General features: G+C 41.5%; 9 protein-coding genes. All 9 read right to left on the bottom strand.

Annotation, left to right across the window (positions count from 1 at the left end):
• Positions 1-112: 112 nt before the first annotated feature.
• Positions 113-7,315: a T9SS outer membrane translocon Sov/SprA gene (gene sov / locus DRW42_RS03855; protein ID WP_113947531.1), complete on the bottom strand. Its 7,203-nt coding sequence runs from the start codon at positions 7,313-7,315 to the stop codon at positions 113-115.
• 11 nt (positions 7,316-7,326) lie between these two features.
• Positions 7,327-7,911, bottom strand: coding sequence for a Holliday junction branch migration protein RuvA (gene ruvA, locus DRW42_RS03850; protein WP_113947530.1), 585 nt, complete (start codon positions 7,909-7,911; stop codon positions 7,327-7,329).
• Between the two features lie 6 nt (positions 7,912-7,917).
• A complete protein-coding gene (locus DRW42_RS03845) occupies positions 7,918-10,236 on the bottom strand; it encodes an NADP-dependent malic enzyme (RefSeq protein WP_113947529.1) in 2,319 nt (772 codons plus the stop codon).
• A 121-nt stretch (positions 10,237-10,357) separates the two neighbouring features.
• On the bottom strand, positions 10,358-12,877 hold the full coding sequence (locus tag DRW42_RS03840; protein ID WP_113947528.1) for a phosphocholine-specific phospholipase C: 2,520 nt from the start codon (positions 12,875-12,877) through the stop codon (positions 10,358-10,360).
• Between the two features lie 138 nt (positions 12,878-13,015).
• Complete coding sequence (locus DRW42_RS03835; RefSeq protein WP_113947527.1) at positions 13,016-14,419, bottom strand: lytic transglycosylase domain-containing protein; 1,404 nt, start codon at positions 14,417-14,419, stop codon at positions 13,016-13,018.
• Positions 14,420-14,587: 168 nt separating this feature from the next.
• Positions 14,588-16,006 carry an Asp-tRNA(Asn)/Glu-tRNA(Gln) amidotransferase subunit GatA gene (gene gatA, locus DRW42_RS03830; protein WP_113947526.1) on the bottom strand — a complete coding sequence of 473 codons (1,419 nt, stop codon included), beginning with the start codon at positions 16,004-16,006 and terminating at the stop codon, positions 14,588-14,590.
• Between the two features lie 18 nt (positions 16,007-16,024).
• Positions 16,025-16,225: a Sec-independent protein translocase subunit TatA/TatB gene (locus DRW42_RS03825; protein ID WP_029986031.1), complete on the bottom strand. Its 201-nt coding sequence runs from the start codon at positions 16,223-16,225 to the stop codon at positions 16,025-16,027.
• Between the two features lie 11 nt (positions 16,226-16,236).
• Positions 16,237-16,599, bottom strand: coding sequence for a Sec-independent protein translocase subunit TatA/TatB (locus DRW42_RS03820; RefSeq protein ID WP_113947525.1), 363 nt, complete (start codon positions 16,597-16,599; stop codon positions 16,237-16,239).
• Between the two features lie 42 nt (positions 16,600-16,641).
• On the bottom strand, positions 16,642-17,937 hold the full coding sequence (locus DRW42_RS03815; RefSeq protein WP_113947524.1) for a murein hydrolase activator EnvC family protein: 1,296 nt from the start codon (positions 17,935-17,937) through the stop codon (positions 16,642-16,644).
• Between the last annotated feature and the right edge of the window lie 42 nt (positions 17,938-17,979).

The raw sequence follows: 17,979 nt of genomic DNA, 5'->3' as shown, positions 1-17,979 counted from the left end.
GCGGAGTGGAGAGATCTATCCAGACAGATTTAGCTTCGCTGAGCACTACGTGGTTCTCGACTGCGTTGCACTCCGCTCGAAATGACGGCCATGTTGACTTTACTTCAGCCTGTTAATTCAACGTAAACCTTAAACTAAACCCAAAATTACTGAACGAAGTATTAAAGGTTTGCGAGGTATATGGTTTTGTAATGTTCGAATCGTAAAATAATTTAATGTTAAACTTCTGGTTCAATACATAATCAACACTTGGCCGTAAGGTAATATTTTTGGCCCCTGATGAAACTTCTGCTTCGGCAACATCGGCACGATAAATAACTGTTTTATTATCGCGGATGGCTACATCAAGTTTAAAGTCCATATTGTTATCCATTTTCAGGCTTTTAAACCATCCAAAAGGGAAACGGAATTTGTTGGTACGGTAGCCCAGCCCTAAAACCATATTATTTTCTGATAACTGCGCCAATTGACTGTTAGCCAAACTGAGACCAAGCAACCTTGACCGGTTTAATTCGAAAGATGCAGTAAGGTTGTTTTTAAACCTGGTATCTACCCCAACTAATGGAGCGAAATACTCTGAAACGGTTACCTGTGCAAACTGATACTCGGGCAGGAAATTGTTGTTTACATCTCTGCTGCTTACAGCCCCATTGGTTTCCTGGTAACGTAACAAGGAGTTAAAACCATTAATATTATAGCTCGAACGGTAACCGTGCCTGATATCTACCGACGAAAATTTATCGGCAATAAAAGGAATACGGGTTAAACCGCTGTAGGTTAAATTCCAGTTAGGAAGCGGAATTTTAGGAAAAGCATTCATGCTCGCCTTACCTGCATCCTTACCTGAATAGGCGGCCATAAAAGCAGAAATAATTACATCCTGACTTTCTTTACCATAACCATCGGCAAAGCCCCCGTTTAAACCCGATGAATTCGGATTCTGAGCGCCCAACCTTCTCGAAATAATAATCCGGTTAGCCATAAACTGGTTAAACAGCGCAGAAACAGTGCTCGAATTACTTTCTTTAAATGCAGTACCCAAAGCAATGTACGAAACACTGTAATCGCCGGTGGTAATGGCGCTTAAATTTTCGAAAGAGGAAACAGTGGCCACATACCTAAAATTGGTAGAGAAATTCCGTGTTTGTGCTTTATTGGCCTTCAAGGTAATCCGTAAATCTTTAAACGGTTCTAACTGTCCGGTAAGCTGGAAATCTTCGCGCAGTGTATTTACATATAACTGGTTCTGCAGGGTATCGGTTGTTAACCAGCCATTGCCAAGTGCCATTTCACGGATATCCCGCTGACTACCAAAAACAAAGCCTAAACCTGGTGCACCGGTTGCTTTATCAATACCAAAAAACTGTGTTGTAGGCATGTAGCCCGGCAAGAAAATACCCTTTGTTTGTACAAAACTGGCATTCACATTTTTTAAACTGGTTAAGAGGTTAATGAAAAACTTCTTGGCTCCACCTCCATCCTGATCATTGCCCGCATTCCTGATAAAACCAAACTTATTGTAAAGTGTGGTTAGGGTTAAGGTAGGATTGATCTGAACGGTTCTGCTGTTCTGAATGGTATTTCCCAAATTAATATTAGGATCGCGAAGGGTAGAAAGCGGTTCGGTTTGCCAGTTAAAGTTGGTGCCGTAACGTGTTTTTACCGAAACCCAGTTTAAACCCGGAATTTTATCGATCGGCAGGTTATAGGTTACGTTTAAATTGTGGTTATAATCGGTGGTACGGCCCAAACGTTTTAAATTCTCCCAAACGGTATCGCGTTTTAAACCTTCAATCCTTCCGTCCGGTTCGTCGATGATCGAATAGTTTGTGGCATTAAAATCAAGCTGTAACGAGCGGGTTAGGTTCCATGCAATACCATAAACCCTGCTCATGGTAAAGTTTTTATTAAAGGTGGTTCCATAACCGCTGCTATAAAGTCCGATGGTATTGTTCGGATCATTATTTCTTAATGTATTTTCAGAGTACAAACGGTCTACATCAATCCTGAAATTAATTGCACTCGGGAAAATACTAAAGTTGAAATCCTTTAGCAAAGCAAGCATGTTCGATTTGATGATTTTTTCGAACGGCGCTATGGTTTTAGCCTCTTTAGAATAGCTATACTGTAAAGATGCCCGGTATGTATTTTGTAAACTGCTCTGATTAATAAAATCGCGGTGATTATATTGCGTATACGCATAACTTGCAGAGAAATTTTCGATATCCCACAAGTGAACCGGTTTACTATTGTTTACCCGGTCTTTCCTTACATTGGTAAAGTTGATACCCCTTCTTACGGTATAATCCTGCGCAAAATTCAGGATCGAATCTTTCTGGGCTTTGGTTGATTGCTCTAAAGCATTTTTCAGTTCGATATCCGGTGTCCGCGGATTATACTGAGGCGTAGAAACCTGCTTCGAATAATTGACGAACATCGGAATTTTTACGCCCGATTTCTGTGGAAGGAATTTACCCAGTTCTACTGATGAAGAAACATCAAGCAGTACATTATCGGCACGGTTTCTTTCACTCACTTTCGAATCGATAGAACCGAAACCAACTGTTGATTTACTGCCTGATATATTGACATCGGCAAAATCAGCCAGTTTTAAATTCAATCTTCCTGTTGCAGCCCAGCCACCTTTCTCATCAAACTCAGTTAACCTTAACTCGTTGAACCAAACCAATGCACTTTTATCCTGACCATCATCACGGATACCTTCATCGGTTGCAGCGCGCAACGGATTTTTAATACCTACCATATAAACCCTTACCTTGCTCATATCAGGCTGACCTTTTACCACAATGGTTCGTTCGCCATCGGTATAGGTAAATGGAACATTTATTGGCCATGGTTGTCCGTTAGCCTGTTTAGCTACATTACGGGCCAGTTTTGCATTTTGGAAAAGGGTTAACTCGATATCCATCCTGTTGGCTTCGGGCCAAATCGCATCAGGATCGCTGGTGCCCGGATTGGTTACCTTTAGCGGCATTACATATTCGTAATAGTTATCCTGGTTATCCGTTCCGATCCTCAAAAAGGCAGCAACATCATTATTATTCAATACCTGGTTGTTCACCGCCTCAGCGTGGACAAACATTTCCAGGTGTTTATAAGACCTAAAATCGCTATAGGCCGTTTTAAATGCTGCCCTGCCATAACCATCCCTTAATGATTTAACGGTAACCGATAACGATTGCTCGTTCAGCCTGGTATCGCCACGGTAGTTGCTGTAATCACGCTCACGCAAAATTCCCGGAGGGGTAACATAAGGGATAGGGGAACGTTTACCATTTTCTTCAATATTTACGGTCGATACTTCAATGGTCGAATTATCTGGTGTAAGTGCCGGTAAAGATGGGTCGACGATTACCTGTGCAGCAAGGTTAGAAGCATTGTACTCCCTCCACTCTCCACGGATGAGTTGTAATTTTGCAAAACGCAATACCGCTGTATCTGCAAAATTGGTCATAAACATTCTGAAGAAACGGATCGATTTAAAATCCTGGATACCGCCAACACGATCCTGGTATTGACCAATCGGAATCCTGAACTGGTACCAGGTAACGGCCTGTGTATTTCCGTTAGCCAGTTTTACCTGCGAGGTAACTTTATCAGTAATAAAGTTCTGTCCAACATTTAAATCACCCGGACGCATAGAAACTTTGTACTGAAAGTATTCATCGCTTTGGGTCATGTTGTTATCGCGGTTGATATCCTCGCCATCAGGCAACGAAGTAGATGCCGAATTTTCGAGCCCCAGTTCTGCCTGCGATTGTTGTGAGGTTTTTGAGTTACCCTCTGTTCCGTTATATTTTTCGTAACGTTTAAGGATACCGGCGTTGATCTGGTCTAAAGCCGGGCCTCTGAAATAAGCATAATTATCTGACGATGGATCGGCATCAATTGCGGCAGCAGCAGTAGCGTTTAACTGTCCTTTGATTTGCGTAATCGCCGCAGCAAATTTTGTTTTTTCATCTGCATCCGATAGTCCATCCAAACCCACATCCTGTGCACGGCGCGAATCGGGATTGTTATCGAAAGCCTGTACAACCGGCTGCAATTTAGGTACCCGGCCCCAGGCGGTTTCATCGTATTTAGTTGGATCGTTGGTTGCCGGCAAACCGTTTTCCAATGATTTTCTTCCATCTTTAAGGATATCTTCAGAGATATTACCCAGGTTGAAATACATATCACCACCGGCAGAATTTGGCTTATAGATAAATGGATCCAACACCCAAAACTCGATAAAGCCAACATTCAGGGCTTCGAAATCGTTGGTTTCAATTTTCCGCTGGAAACCACCCCAGCTATTTTTAGGCTGCAATAAAGATCCGTCGGGTCTGAAATCGGTTGTACGATAGTTATATGGTCCCCTTACTGTAGGATAGTAAGCCACATCAAGTGTTGTAATATTCAGTGCCTGTCCGGTGGCTGTTTCTTTAAACGGGAAAACCTCCTGCTCAATTACTTCCCTTACATAATGATTAGAAAGTTCGTTTCTGTTTCCCCTGATATTGGCAGGAGTAGTTGATGCGGCAGAATTATAAAAGGTAGGATCGATATTATAGAAAGCAATTCTTGCACGGTTAAAGCCATAAGATAAATCGTTAGACCTATCCGACTCGGGAAAAAGTTGCGGCGTGCCCGAAAGCTGCCAGGCAATGGCACTCTTTAAATCAATCACCGATCTCGATGCTTCGAAATCGTCGAGATAACTAACTCCGTTTTTACTTCCGGCAAAATTTAATGCCCTCGGATGACCCGGGATCAGTTGGGCAAACTCACCGTAAAAGGTTACACTTGATGGTGCTTTGGTTGAAATGAACGGGAGTTTATCAACCAGTTTGGTTAAAAATCGTGAAGGCGAGCTATAATTGATATCGGCTCCCCAGATGGTATTCGAAATCGGTTCTTCACCAAGATTTACCTTTTGGGTTAAAGGTTTCTCGGTAAGGTTCATAATAGTACCCCCAAGGTTTAGCTTATTGTTAACGCGATAATCTAAACGGGTTCCGAAAAGTGAACGCTGCTGCAAACCAAAAAGTTCATTATTTTCAGTAGTAATCCTGATCGGCTGACCAGAAATTAAAAGTGCCTGGTTGATAATACTCACACGGCCACCCTGGTAATCGACGGTAAAATCGACACCTTCCGTTAACGGCATGGTTCCGGCGAAAACCTTTACCGATCCCTCTGGAACGTTAATGGCATTTAAGCTAAATTCTGAAGAAATATCTGACTGATAGTTTACCTTAATCACATACCTGTTCTGGTTCTGGAACAATTGTTTGGCGATGGTTTGGGTAGAATCGTAAAGTGCGGTAAAAGTATATTTATTGATTAATGCCTGCTCACTCGGTAAAAACCTTGCAGCCAAATCTTTACCAAAAGGTTCGATTACCGGAAAAATAATCCTTCCGTTTGCCGGATCGATGGTAATATAACCCGAATTGGTATTGGTTATCAGCGAAGTTTGTCCGTTGCTCCCCACCCCGAACATACTGGCCTGGTTGGCATTACTCGCGGTAGAGTAAGAACCAAAAGCATTATTGGCAGCAACAAAGTCGAAAACTCCATCAGGCCTCCGTTCATTCTGCTGGTTTAAACGGTCAAACTCGGTCAGGGCAATCCATTGTTTATTTGCAGTATTCTGCCCCTCGGTCATTACCGGGTTATCAACGCCGGTTTCGTTATCAATGCGGTAAATATCAAGTTTAAAATTCTGACTGCTGATCTGGTATCCACCTATCGAATAGATGTTTTTCATCATCAGATCCCAGGTGGGCAATTGGATTTTTGTAGTTTCGTTCTTTAATAATTTGGCATAAAGTACCTTTGGGTTTGCCGCATCAAAAGGGATATCGGTAGAAAACTCACCCACCTGGTATTCCACACCATTATAGGTATAGCGGTAAGCCACAGCCAAAACCTCATCGGCATTTAACGGGTTGTTTAATGAAACATACCCCAATTGCGGCTGAAAGGTAAATTCGCGCTCGGTAAGTTTACGGGCGTAAATCAGTTTAGCAAAGTTATCGGTATTACTGCTGTTAGCAGGTGTAGTTTGGAAGAAAGACAAAACTGCATTAGAATTGGTTTGCCTAATCGCCCCGCCCTGATAAGCATTTAACTGTGAAATTAAGTTATTTGATTGTTGAGGAAAACCTGTTGCGGTGGTTCCTGCAGGAAGACCCGAAGTTCCGCCCGTGAGCAAATTATTGTTAAAAGGGGCATTTTCGCCCAAATCCATTAAACCCAGTACATCCCTCGAATCGGTTGTGTTACCTGCTTTGTTTGTAATCCATACCTCTATTTTGGTAATCTGGATAGGTGAGGTAATAATCGGTGCGTTGGCCAGGTTTTTATTGTAATTGTTCCTGAAATATTGCGATAGGAAATAGTGTTTATTAGCCTCGTAACTGTCGATATTTACGGTTGTGGTATTCTGCTGCGCACCGTTAGTAATTTTAATTTCCCTCGATTGCGATTTTTGCTGGGTATAAACACTGGTTACATTTAAACGGCCAAATTTTAACTGGGTTTTGATACCGAAAAGTGCCTGTGTACCGGTAATTAACGAGGTATTTAAAGGTAAACTTACGTTACCCGCTTCAATTTTCTGGATGATATCATCCGGCCCGCCGGTATAATCAAGTTTAATCTGGTTTTCGAAATCGAACTGTGCTTCTGTATTGTAATTACTTTTGATTTTCAATTTCGTTCCGATGTTTCCAACCAGGTCCATCTGGATTCTCTGGTTAAAATCGAAATTGGTCTGCACCCTTTGCCTTTCGTTAAAAAGCGGGTTTTCATTTTTATTGATCCGGCCTAAAAAAGTAAGCTCTGCTTCCCCACGTGGCTGAATATCAATGGTTGTACCGCCAAATAGTTTTTCGAAAGCTTTACTGTTTACCTGGATCTGCGGAATAATACCTGTACTGCGGTAATCGCTTACTTCGGCGTTTGAAATGCTGCGCCAGTTACCACGCTTAATCTCACTGTTAACCAGACGCTGATATTCATCAATGGTTAAATACTGGGTATTTAAAACAAATTTTTCTCCGATGAGTTCTTTAACGATATAACGTTTGTTTTTGGCATCGTATTCTACCACGCGCTTTAAATTATTTGGCGCAGGGTAAAATGGATTAACCGCCGGACTAAGGCCCAGGCGTTCTTTTTCTTTTAAACCGAAGTTATTTTTCGGGGCAATAGTATCCGCTTTGCTTGGAACTACTTGTGAGAAAGCGTTTTGAGAAGCAATTAGAAAAAGTGAGATGAGAAACAGAAATGTAGATATTCTCTTCAAAGGCAGTGGTTCTATAAGGTTTTTAAAGCTTGTTTAATTAGTTGCTCTACCGAAAGTGTTCCCTCTGTCACTTTTAAAATCTGGTCTATAGTTTTTTCGGCGGTTTGTTTGGCGAATCCGAGCATTACCAATGCTGATAACGCTTCATCTTTAACAGTATTGTGTTGAGGCATAGAAATTAATGAATCTGCCCCTTCTTTTTTCAGTTTATCCTGTAATTCTAAAACCAGGCGTTGTGCGGTTTTTGCACCAAGGCCCTTAATTCTTTGAATAAGAGGTAAATCTGCTTTAACAATTGCGGTCTGGATTTCTACAGGTGTGATAGACGATAAAATCATCCTGCCTGTGTTTGGTCCAATGCCCGATACCGATATTAGGTGTAAAAATAAACGGCGTTCGCCCTCATCAGCGAAGCCGTATAGTGTGTGTGCATCTTCTTTTACATGCAGCCAAGTGTAGAGTTTACACCTTTCTGCATCGCCCAAAGCGCTGTATGTATTTAAAGAAATGTTGATATGGTAGCCTATACCTCCGGCTTCAACCACAACATAAGCTGGGTTTTTGAATGTCAATTTACCATCAATATAGGCGTACATGCAATTCTACTTTTTAGTTGTTTTTCCAAATATACCTTTTCGTTTTGATGTTTCAATTTCTTCTTTTGCCTGAACATCTACAACAGCAATGGTAACCATATTTACAATTTCGCGTACCGAACTGCCTAATTGAACAATATGAACAGGTTTATTCAAGCCTAAAAGGATTGGACCAACTGCTTCTGCGCCACCAAGCTCTTGTAACAATTTGTATGCAATATTGCCCGACTCCAGATTTGGAAATACCAACGTATTTGCCGGAGCATCAGCTAATGTACTAAAAGGGAAATTATCTTTTAACAATTCGTTATTAATGGCAAAATTTCCCTGCATCTCACCATCAACCACAATTTCGGGGTGGTTTTTATGAAGCAGGTTAACGGTTTCCCTTACTTTATTCGGGGTTACGCCATCGTTCGAACCAAAATTAGAATAAGATAAAAGTGCAATGCGTGGCTTGATATTAAACTGTTTTACCGATTTATCAATCAATAAGGTAATATCTACCAATTCTTCGGCTGTTGGATCAACGTTTACGGTTGTATCGCCAAAGAAAACCGGACCTTTTTTAGTCATCATCATGTACATGCCTGCTACACGCTTTACACCCGGTTTAACACCAATTACCTGTAGCGCAGGTTTAATGGTGGCTGCATAATTTTTGGTCAGGCCTGAAATCATGGCATCGGCCTCCCCAAATTCTACCATCGATGCACCGTAGTAGTTACGGTCTCTCAGTAGTTTAGTCGCATCGCGCATAGAAGAAACCCCTTTACGCTGACGCTTATTGAAAAGTGCCTCGGCGTACTGTTTGGTTTTATCCGGATTTTGCATCTGGTCGATAATTTCGACACCTTCCAGTTCTAAAGCATGCTCATCAATAATGGCCTGAATTTTATCTTTATTACCCAAAAGGATCGGAATAGCGATATTATCGTCTTTTACAATCTGGGCGGCTTTTAAGATTTTGTAGTTATCAGCCTCTGCAAATACCACACGTTTAGGAGCCATTTTTGCTTTGGTGGTTACAGCCCTCATAATGGCATCATCCAAACCTAAACGCTTTCTTAATTCTTCGTTATAGGCATCCCAATCGGTGATGATTTTTCTGGCCACACCACTTTCTATGGCAGCTTTTGCCACTGCGGTAGAAACCTCGGTAATCAACCTGAAATCTACCGGTTTAGGAATGATATAATCTTTACCGAATTTTAGGTTACGTGCGTTGTAGGCCAAGTTAACCGCCTCCGGAACCGATTTTTTAGCCAATTCGGCAATGGCTTTAACCGCAGCAATTTTCATGGCTTCGTTAATGCTGGTTGCCCTAACATCCAATGCTCCACGGAAAATATACGGGAAACCCAATACGTTGTTCACCTGGTTGGGATAATCAGAACGGCCGGTAGCCATAATGAGATCTTTACGGGTTTTAATGGCCAGTTCGTAGGCAATTTCGGGATCTGGATTGGCCATGGCAAACACAATCGGGTTTTTGGCCATGCCGGTTAACATCTCAGGCGAAATTACATTTGCTGCCGAAAGTCCGATAAAAACATCTGCACCTTTCATCGCTTCGCCGATATTGGCAATTTTTCTGGTAGTAGCGAAACCCATACGGATATCGTCAAGGTCGGTACGGTGGATATCAATTAAACCATTGATATCGAACATCACCAGGTTTTCTTTTTTAACCCCTAAACTCAGGTACATTTTTGAGCAGGAAACCGCTGCAGCGCCAGCGCCACTTACCACAACCTGTATTTTATCAATTTTCTTTTTCTGGATTTCGCAGGCATTTAATAAAGCTGCACCAGAAATAATGGCTGTTCCATGCTGATCATCATGCATTACAGGGATATTCATTTCCTGTTTTAAACGGCGCTCGATTTCGAAACATTCCGGGGCCTTGATATCTTCGAGGTTGATCCCCCCGAAAGTTGGCTCCAATGCTTTAACGATTTTAACAAAATCATCAACATTTTCGGTATCAAGCTCTAAATCGAATACATCGATATCCGAGAATATTTTAAATAAAAGGCCTTTACCTTCCATTACGGGTTTACCGGCTTCGGGGCCGATATTACCAAGACCTAAAACGGCCGTTCCATTACTGATTACTGCAACTAAATTACCTTTGGCGGTATATTTATAAACATCTTCTTTGTTGTTTGCTATTTTTAAACAGGGCTCTGCAACTCCCGGAGAGTATGCTAAAGTTAAATCCCTTTGTGAGGTTGTTGGTTTTGTGGGTACTACCTGTATCTTTCCCGGACGCCCCTGCGAGTGGTAATCCAACGCATCTTGCTTTCTATTCGTATTACTCATTAAGTAACTTATTAGTGACGGTGCAAAGGTACAATTCTTTTTATGAGGCTTAAAATAAAAAGCCTTTCAAAAAAAGTTAAATAAGAACTAAACGGCTCCCCCAACGAAAGCTTTAAAAGGCTTATACTTTGCCCATAACCGGATCGGTATAACTTTCTTTACCTGTTTCTACCCTCCCTGCAAAACGTTGCGCAAATAAAGCATCTGCATCACTTTTCACTTCGAAATCGTACCAGCCGTAACTTGTTTTGAGATCGAGTATAATAATTGCTTCTGTGTTTGGAGCAATGCTTTTTTGCTGATTGTTGTTTTTATAACCGAGATCGTTCAGGTTGATTTTGATGGTACTTTTACCATTGTTTTTAACCGTTAGCTTTAAATTTCCTGTTGCTGCTTTGGTTAAACGGTTTAAGTCGGTATCAGCGGTGATGGTTAATAACGGATCATTGGCAGAGCCGATAAATTCGCGGTAAAAACCATTCGGACCGTTTAAACGCAGGTGGTATTTATTTCCTTCGAAAGCATTAACTGGCCAGTCGTATCGCAGTTCGTCGTTAACTTTAACGGCAAAGGACCAGTTTCTGCAGATTTCTTCTTTACCGCCATCTGTTTTAAATTTTACCGGTGCATACACAGTGAAAGGCGAACCCATAGCCTGAGCGCCAAATAACTGATTACTTGCAGACATGCTGATCTGAAAAACTTTTTTATTATGATCAAATAAACCATGCGCAGCTAACTGGTATGGCAGGGCACTAGATTTCCGTATGCCTTTTTCCTGTTGCGACATTAAACCCGGTACATTTGAACCACTGATTTCCTGATCGGAAATGGCCTTAAAACCTTTTGGTTCTTCTTTAAATTTAGCGCTGAAAATCTTTTCTACAAATGTATCGCGGTTTAAAAAAGGTAATTTTTCCGAATTGGGGTCGAAAGGGGTAAATGCAGAAGTTAAATTACCTGAAATGGTTCTACGCCACTCGCTGATGTTTTCCAGACGGATATTCTTTTTATATTTTTTGTTTACAAACTCCTCTAAAAACTGTAAGGTAGATGTATGCTCAAAAAGCTGCGAACAAACTTTACCGCCGCGGCTCCACGGCGAAGCAATTAACATTGGTACACGGAAACCCAAACCAATTGGTGCTTCCCTTGCTCCTTTTTCGGGCACGCCTTGTTTAAGCTCGTTGGCTAAACGCACATGCTCAATTTCGGTATCAATTCCTTTCGAAACTTTTCCGGTTTCTGGTTTATTTTCATCTGGTATTGAATATGGCGGAACATGGTCGTAATAACCATCATTCTCATCGTAGGTAACAATGAAAATCGTTTTTTTCCACACCTCAGGATTTTTAGTCAGAATGTCCATTACCTCCGAAATGTACCATGCACCATACCACGGGGCACTTGGATGATCAGAAAAGTTCTGCGATCCGGCAAGCCACGAAACCGTTGGCAGTTTACCGCCATTTACATCAGCCCTGAACTGGTGCAGCACATCTCCTTTTGGTACGGTTGCTTCACGACTTTGTCCGTTGTCGTCGTATTTAATGGTAGAAATACTCCTGTAATCGGGATCATTCTGATTGACCACAAAAGCGTTGTAGAACAAACTTTTTTCCTGATTGGAAAGTTTATCGAAGTTTTTCCTGCTCCATTGCTCCAGCTCAGATGCCGCATCATCCAGCGCTTTCATTTTATTTTTAAGGTCACTTTGGATTTTCTTGGCAGCAGCATCACTGGATGGACTCGCCTCCTGCAGTTTGTTAATTTCGGCCGGCAAAGTATCAACCAGTTTCTGCAGGTTTTCTACATATTTATCTTTAAACTTTACGTTATAAGCTTTAAAAAATTCTAACAGGTTACAACCAAAATTGGCCAACCAGGCCCGTTCTTCTCCTTTAAAACCACCGCCACAGCTGGTTTCGTTCTGGTAAAATTTCCAGGCAATTTTGTTTTCTTCCAATAGCTCAGGAAAAGTTTTCCAGGGCTGTTTTCCATAAGCAAAATCATCGTTCCGGATATTCGCCTTCGGAATTCCATTTTCATCATGGGTGATTTTTCCTGTCCAGAAGAACGAGCGGTTTGGCGTAGTGCTGGTCATTGCCGAGCAAAAATTCTGATCGCAAACGGTAAAGGCATCGGCCAAAGCATAATTGAAAGGGAGATCTTCGCGGGTGTAATGGCCCAAAGTAAGCGGCATGTGCGCGTAACTTTTATTGCCCGATTTTTTCGCAGTAAGCCATTGGTCGTATTTGCCCCCGTTATTGGCATCAACCTGACTGGCGCGCGAGTGGGGCAAAGAACCCATCCACGTTACCTTGGTATCTTTAATATTTAAACGGAAAGGTGCATAAGTATTTCCTGTGGCATCAGTTTGGAACCATACAGGTTTTTGGTTAGGAAGCGTTATAGCCCTTGGATCGTTAAATCCGCGCACACCCTGCAAAGTACCAAAAGTATGATCGAAGGAACGGTTTTCCTGCATTAAAATCACCACGTGTTCGGCATCCAGAAAGGTACTGCCGGCAACCGGATCAATAGCCAATGCACGTTGAATTGATGATGGCATTACAGTAGCTAAGCCTGTTGCACCTGAAAGTAACAAAGATTTGCGGAGAAACTCCCGTCTGGTATCCATTATAAAATAATTTGAGGCAAGTTTAGCTTGTATTAAACTATTTTAAGTTAAGCAGATGTTAACTAAATGTAAACCGATATTATTGTTACAGGTGTTTTAGGATGACCATCAAACAAACAATAATATTTAAAATTAATCTTATCCTTTACTAATCTTCAGTACCATGCCTACCTGTAAACCAGCTTTTGATAAACGGTTATCGCGACGAATGCTCTGAACGGTAGCACCGTCGAATTTCTCTGCAATTTCTGATAGGGTATCGCCGGTTTTTACTTTATAACTCAAAAATGAGGCTGGAGCTTTTAAAGGAGTACGGTTTTTAGCGTAGATTTTTAATTTCTGTCCGGGCACCAGCGTTTTGCTCTTCAGTCCGTTCCAAACCCTAAGATCCTGCACTTCTACGCCATATTTATCAGCAACGGTAGTCAGATTTTGTCCGGCGGTAACTTTATGATAAACAATGGATGACGTTGATATACTTTTTGCTTTCTTTTTTCTTAAATCCCTTGCATCATCTGTACTGGCCTCAATCACCTTCATGCTCACATCCACTTCCTGATCGTTTAACACGTCGTAAATGCCTGCATAATCGGCATCCTTTAATTTGGGCATCACAATCCGCTTGGGTTCATCATCGGTACCATTTACAATCTTCTTCTTATAAGATGGATTTAGGGCCATCATGGCGCCTTCTTCAATATTAAGCACTTTGGCCAATGTAGATAAAGAAACGAAACGGGTAGTTTGAACGGTATCGGTTTTAAGGAACATGTTCGAAGCCTGCGCCGTGATCTGGTGTTTGTTAGAATAATTCATTACATACACAGCTGCAATAAAAGCCGGCACATAATTTCTCGTTTCTTTAGGCAAAAACTGCCTGATTACCCAAAAATCTCTCGAATTAGCTTTTTCTATTGCCCTGTTTACGTTGCCTTTGCCACAATTATAAGCTGCAATGGCCAGCAACCAATCGCCCAGTTCTTCAAAAGCATCCCTGAAATAAGCTGCTGCAGCATAACTGGCTTGTATGGGGTCTTTACGCTCATCAACAAAGTTATCCATTTTTAGGCCATAAGCCTTGCCTGTACCGAACATAAACTGCCAGATGCCCGTTGCACCCACCCGCGAAATGGCGTGTGGATTCATCTGCGACTCCACAATGGTTAGATATTTTATTTCCTGCGGAATATTATAATCTTTTAGTGCTTTATCAAAAATCGGGAAGTAATAGCTGGATAGGCCGATCATTTTCCCGAACATATCCTTACGCTTGGCATAAATATCAATATACTGCTGAACGTACTCGTTATAAGGAAGTGGAACGGTTTTGGCAATAGAATCGAGCCTGAGTTTGTAGATAAAGTTCTGTCCCATGGTTAAGGGATTTTCAGAAACTACGGGTACGGCTACGGTATCGGTATTGATGAAGATGTTGTTGTGTACCTTTGGTAAACTATCTAATTTGAGGGTTTGTTGCGCGGAAGCGGAAGAAATGTATCCTAAGCAAGCACAAATTGAAGCAAAAAGTATTTTTTTAATCATGGGCTATTGGTTTACTCAGTCCCGTCAATACCGAACTTTATTCAGCGTCTGTTTTAAGCTACTGAAATAAAATTAAGCTGCAAAGCTCGGTTACCGATCAAAAATCAGTAAAAGTTTTGCTACAGTGTTTTTTTAACGGCTACTGCACACAGCTCAATGAGCTTATGCCTATTTTAAAAATGCCTGAGAAAAAGCTAAAAGCTGGTCTTCTCCAAAATGTTTGGCTGTAAATTGAATACTTAACGGCAAACCTTCCACATTATTGCCCAAAGGCAGCGCAATGGCCGGATTTCCGCTTAATGATGGCAGCACGGTAAAAATATCAGCCATGTACATTACCAGTGCATCCTGCACGTTATCGCCTATTTTAAAAGCTGCTGTTGGTGCTACCGGAGAAAGAATTAAATCATAATCCTGGAATAAAGCATCCATTTTTTCTCTAATGAGGCGGCGAACCTGCTGTGCTTTCTGATAATAAGCATCGTAATACCCGGCACTTAAAACAAAAGTACCTAAAAGGATACGGCGTTTTACCTCCTCGCCAAAACCTTCGGCGCGGGATAATTTATAGAGCTCGTTTAATGATTTTGCATCGGTATTGCGGTGACCGTAATGTACACCATCATAACGGGAAAGGTTAGAAGAGGCTTCGGCGGTAGTTAAAATGTAATAAGCCGGAACCAGGTAATCTAAAAGATCAAAAGAAACATATTCAACGGTATGTCCATCTGCTTTTAGTTTTTCTATCGAAGCTAAAATGGCCGATTTGATTTCAGGATCAAGGGCATCGCTCTCGATGGTTTCTTTTAAAACCGCTATTTTTTGTTTTTTACTTTCGTTTAAATGGGCAGGATAATCGGGAACAGCCAAAGGCGAAACAGTCGAATCGTGCTCATCGGCACCGGCCAAAATCTGTAAAAGTAAGGCTGCATCTTCAACCGATGAAGTAATTGGGCCAACCTGATCGAATGATGAGGCATAAGCGATAACACCATATCTCGAAATACGGCCGTAAGTAGGTTTTAAACCAATCTGTCCGCAAAAAGCTGCCGGTTGCCTCACCGAACCACCTGTATCGGTACCCAGGGCAGCTAAACACATATCAGCCTGAACGGCAACAGCCGAGCCGCCTGAAGATCCGCCTGGAACAAGGTCGGGATTTGCCGCATTTTTAACGGCGCCATAATAAGAAGTTTCGTTAGAGCCGCCCATAGCAAATTCATCACAGTTTAAACGGCCAATAATAATGGCATCTTCCTGTAACAAACGTTCAACAACGGTTGATGAATATGGGGATACAAAGCCATCGAGCATTTTTGAAGATGCGGTAACAACATGGTCTTTATAACAGATATTATCTTTAATACCAATAACCATTCCTGCAAGTTTACCGGCAGTACCTTCTTCTATCTTCTGCTGTATCGCTTTTGCCTGAACCTCGGCCGAATAAAAAAACACCTCGTTAAATGCATTGAGGTGTTCTTTATCTTTAATCTGCTTAAAATAATAAGCCAATAAATCGGGTAAAGTTAATTGCTTTTGCGAAATGAGTGCCTGAATCTCTTTTAGAGCGCTGTATTTCTTCAAAACTAAAAATTATTGCAATTAAACGGTTTTATCACGGTTAGATGGATCTACCTGATCGCCATCAACACCATCCTTACCATCTTTAAATTCTTTAACACCTTTACCTAAACCTCTCATCAGTTCAGGGATTTTTTTTCCACCAAATAATAACAAAACCACTACCGCGATAATGATAATCTCTGGTGTTCCAAGCATTGCTGCTATTGTTGTATTTAACATAACTTTTTTGTTTAAACTTTTTGATTGTCTGCTACAATTTTTTCGTCAGTAGGCTTTGCCAGATCAATGTGTGACTCACTTGCCTCTACTTTTTCATCAACCGGTGATTCTTCTGTTGGATGGTGACGCTGATTATGGTTGTTTACCGCTGTTTCTTCCGCTTCTTCTTTATCTAAGTCCATTGCGTTAATATTCCTGTGGATCTCACGCTTCACCCCTTCCGATGCGTCTTTAAACTCTCTGATCCCTTTTCCAAGCCCTCTTGCAAGCTCAGGCAGTTTTTTACCACCGAACAACAACAGAACTACCACTAAAATGAGTACGATCTCCGATCCACCCATGTTTAAAAACTCTAATAACGTGCCTTGATACATCACTAATATAATTTATACAAATATAAACATTTTAAAAAACTTCTATTTACTAATCCAGGCTTCAGGATTTAAAGCCGCCTGGCCCCTCCTGATCTGGAATTTAAGGATGGCATCATCCCCGGTATTGGCTACTACGCCTATTGCCTGTTTGGTATCTACATCATTACCAACGCTTACACTTACGGATCTTAGATTCTGGTAAACAGTAAAATATTCACCATGGTTGATCAGTACCACTGTTCTACCCATAAATACCTGTACAGCTGCAACCTTACCTGAAAACACTGCCCTAACTGTAGCGCCATCACTTGTGGTAATATCTACTCCATCGTTGGTGTAGGTAGCCTGGTCTACCTTATGCATACCAAATCGCTCGGTAATGGTTCCTGTAGCAACCGGCCAAGGTAACCTGCCCCTATTGTTTTCAAATCCTGCGGATAATTTAGCCGCTTCAGGCGTTGCGGTAAGCAATTCTGCTGTCGATTTTGCTTTAGCAGCAGGCGCTGTTGGCGTTGCAGGCGCAGGCTTGTTTTCGGCTTTGGCTTTTGCCGCAGCAAGCCGTGCTTCTTCTGCAGCTTTTCTCCTGGCCTCTTCGGCTGCTTTTCTTCTGGCTTCTTCAATTGCCCTCTGGATAGCTGCACTAATGGCCCTGTCTATCTGTGCCTGTTGTTTTTTACGGGCAACAATATCCTGTTTAAACTGCTTTTCGTCTTTGCTTAATTTATTTAATACAACAGACTGCTCGTTTTTATCTTTACCCAAGCGTTCCCGTTCTCTTTCCTGTTCTTTTAACAGATCGCTTTTTTCCCTGAGTGTTTTATCCAAAACCTTGATTTTTCCATTCAGGTCCTGCTGGGTATTTTCTATATAACCCGCCTGTTTTTTCCTGTACTGGCTAAACTGCTGTAAATATTTTATCCTTTTATAGGCCTGGTTAAAATCTTTTGAGGCGAAAATGAACATCATCTTATCGTACGAGTTCCTGTTCCGCTGTGCAAAACGGATCATGCCTGCATACTCTTTTTTAAGATCGCCCAACTGACCCTGCAATGTATGTACGGTATTGGTGTTCTGAGAGATTTGGTTATCCAGATTTTTTATTTCAGAGTTGATTGTACCGATTTTATCCTGGCGCAACCTGATCTGTGCATTTATGGTGTTAATCTGCTGCAGGGTAAGTTTTTTACCACTGGCAGTTTTGTTCAGATTTTTCTGAAGCTGTTCGATTTCACGCTGTATAGCTTCTTTTTTCCTTCTGAGCTGACTTTCAGTTTGTGCAACCGCAGAAAGGGTTAACACGCTTAAAAAAAGGATAAATAGGAGTTTGTGTAGCTTCATTAAGCCAAAAGTATAAAAATTTTATAGTAAAAAATATTAAAA

Source organism: Pedobacter miscanthi (assembly GCF_003315595.1).
In the GTDB taxonomy this organism is placed as follows: Bacteria; Bacteroidota; Bacteroidia; order Sphingobacteriales; family Sphingobacteriaceae; genus Pedobacter; species Pedobacter miscanthi.
This window is presented reverse-complemented; position numbering and strand designations above follow the sequence as displayed.

Excerpts from the sequence above, each read along its gene's own strand:
- ruvA (WP_113947530.1), bottom strand. The coding sequence starts at position 7,911 with ATGTACGCCTATATTGATGGTAAATTGACATTCAAAAACCCAGCTTAT.
- DRW42_RS03845 (WP_113947529.1), bottom strand. The coding sequence starts at position 10,236 with ATGAGTAATACGAATAGAAAGCAAGATGCGTTGGATTACCACTCGCAG.
- DRW42_RS03840 (WP_113947528.1), bottom strand. The coding sequence starts at position 12,877 with ATGGATACCAGACGGGAGTTTCTCCGCAAATCTTTGTTACTTTCAGGT.
- DRW42_RS03835 (WP_113947527.1), bottom strand. The coding sequence starts at position 14,419 with ATGATTAAAAAAATACTTTTTGCTTCAATTTGTGCTTGCTTAGGATAC.
- DRW42_RS03825 (WP_029986031.1), bottom strand. The coding sequence starts at position 16,225 with ATGTTAAATACAACAATAGCAGCAATGCTTGGAACACCAGAGATTATC.
- DRW42_RS03820 (WP_113947525.1), bottom strand. The coding sequence starts at position 16,599 with ATGTATCAAGGCACGTTATTAGAGTTTTTAAACATGGGTGGATCGGAG.
- DRW42_RS03815 (WP_113947524.1), bottom strand. The coding sequence starts at position 17,937 with ATGAAGCTACACAAACTCCTATTTATCCTTTTTTTAAGCGTGTTAACC.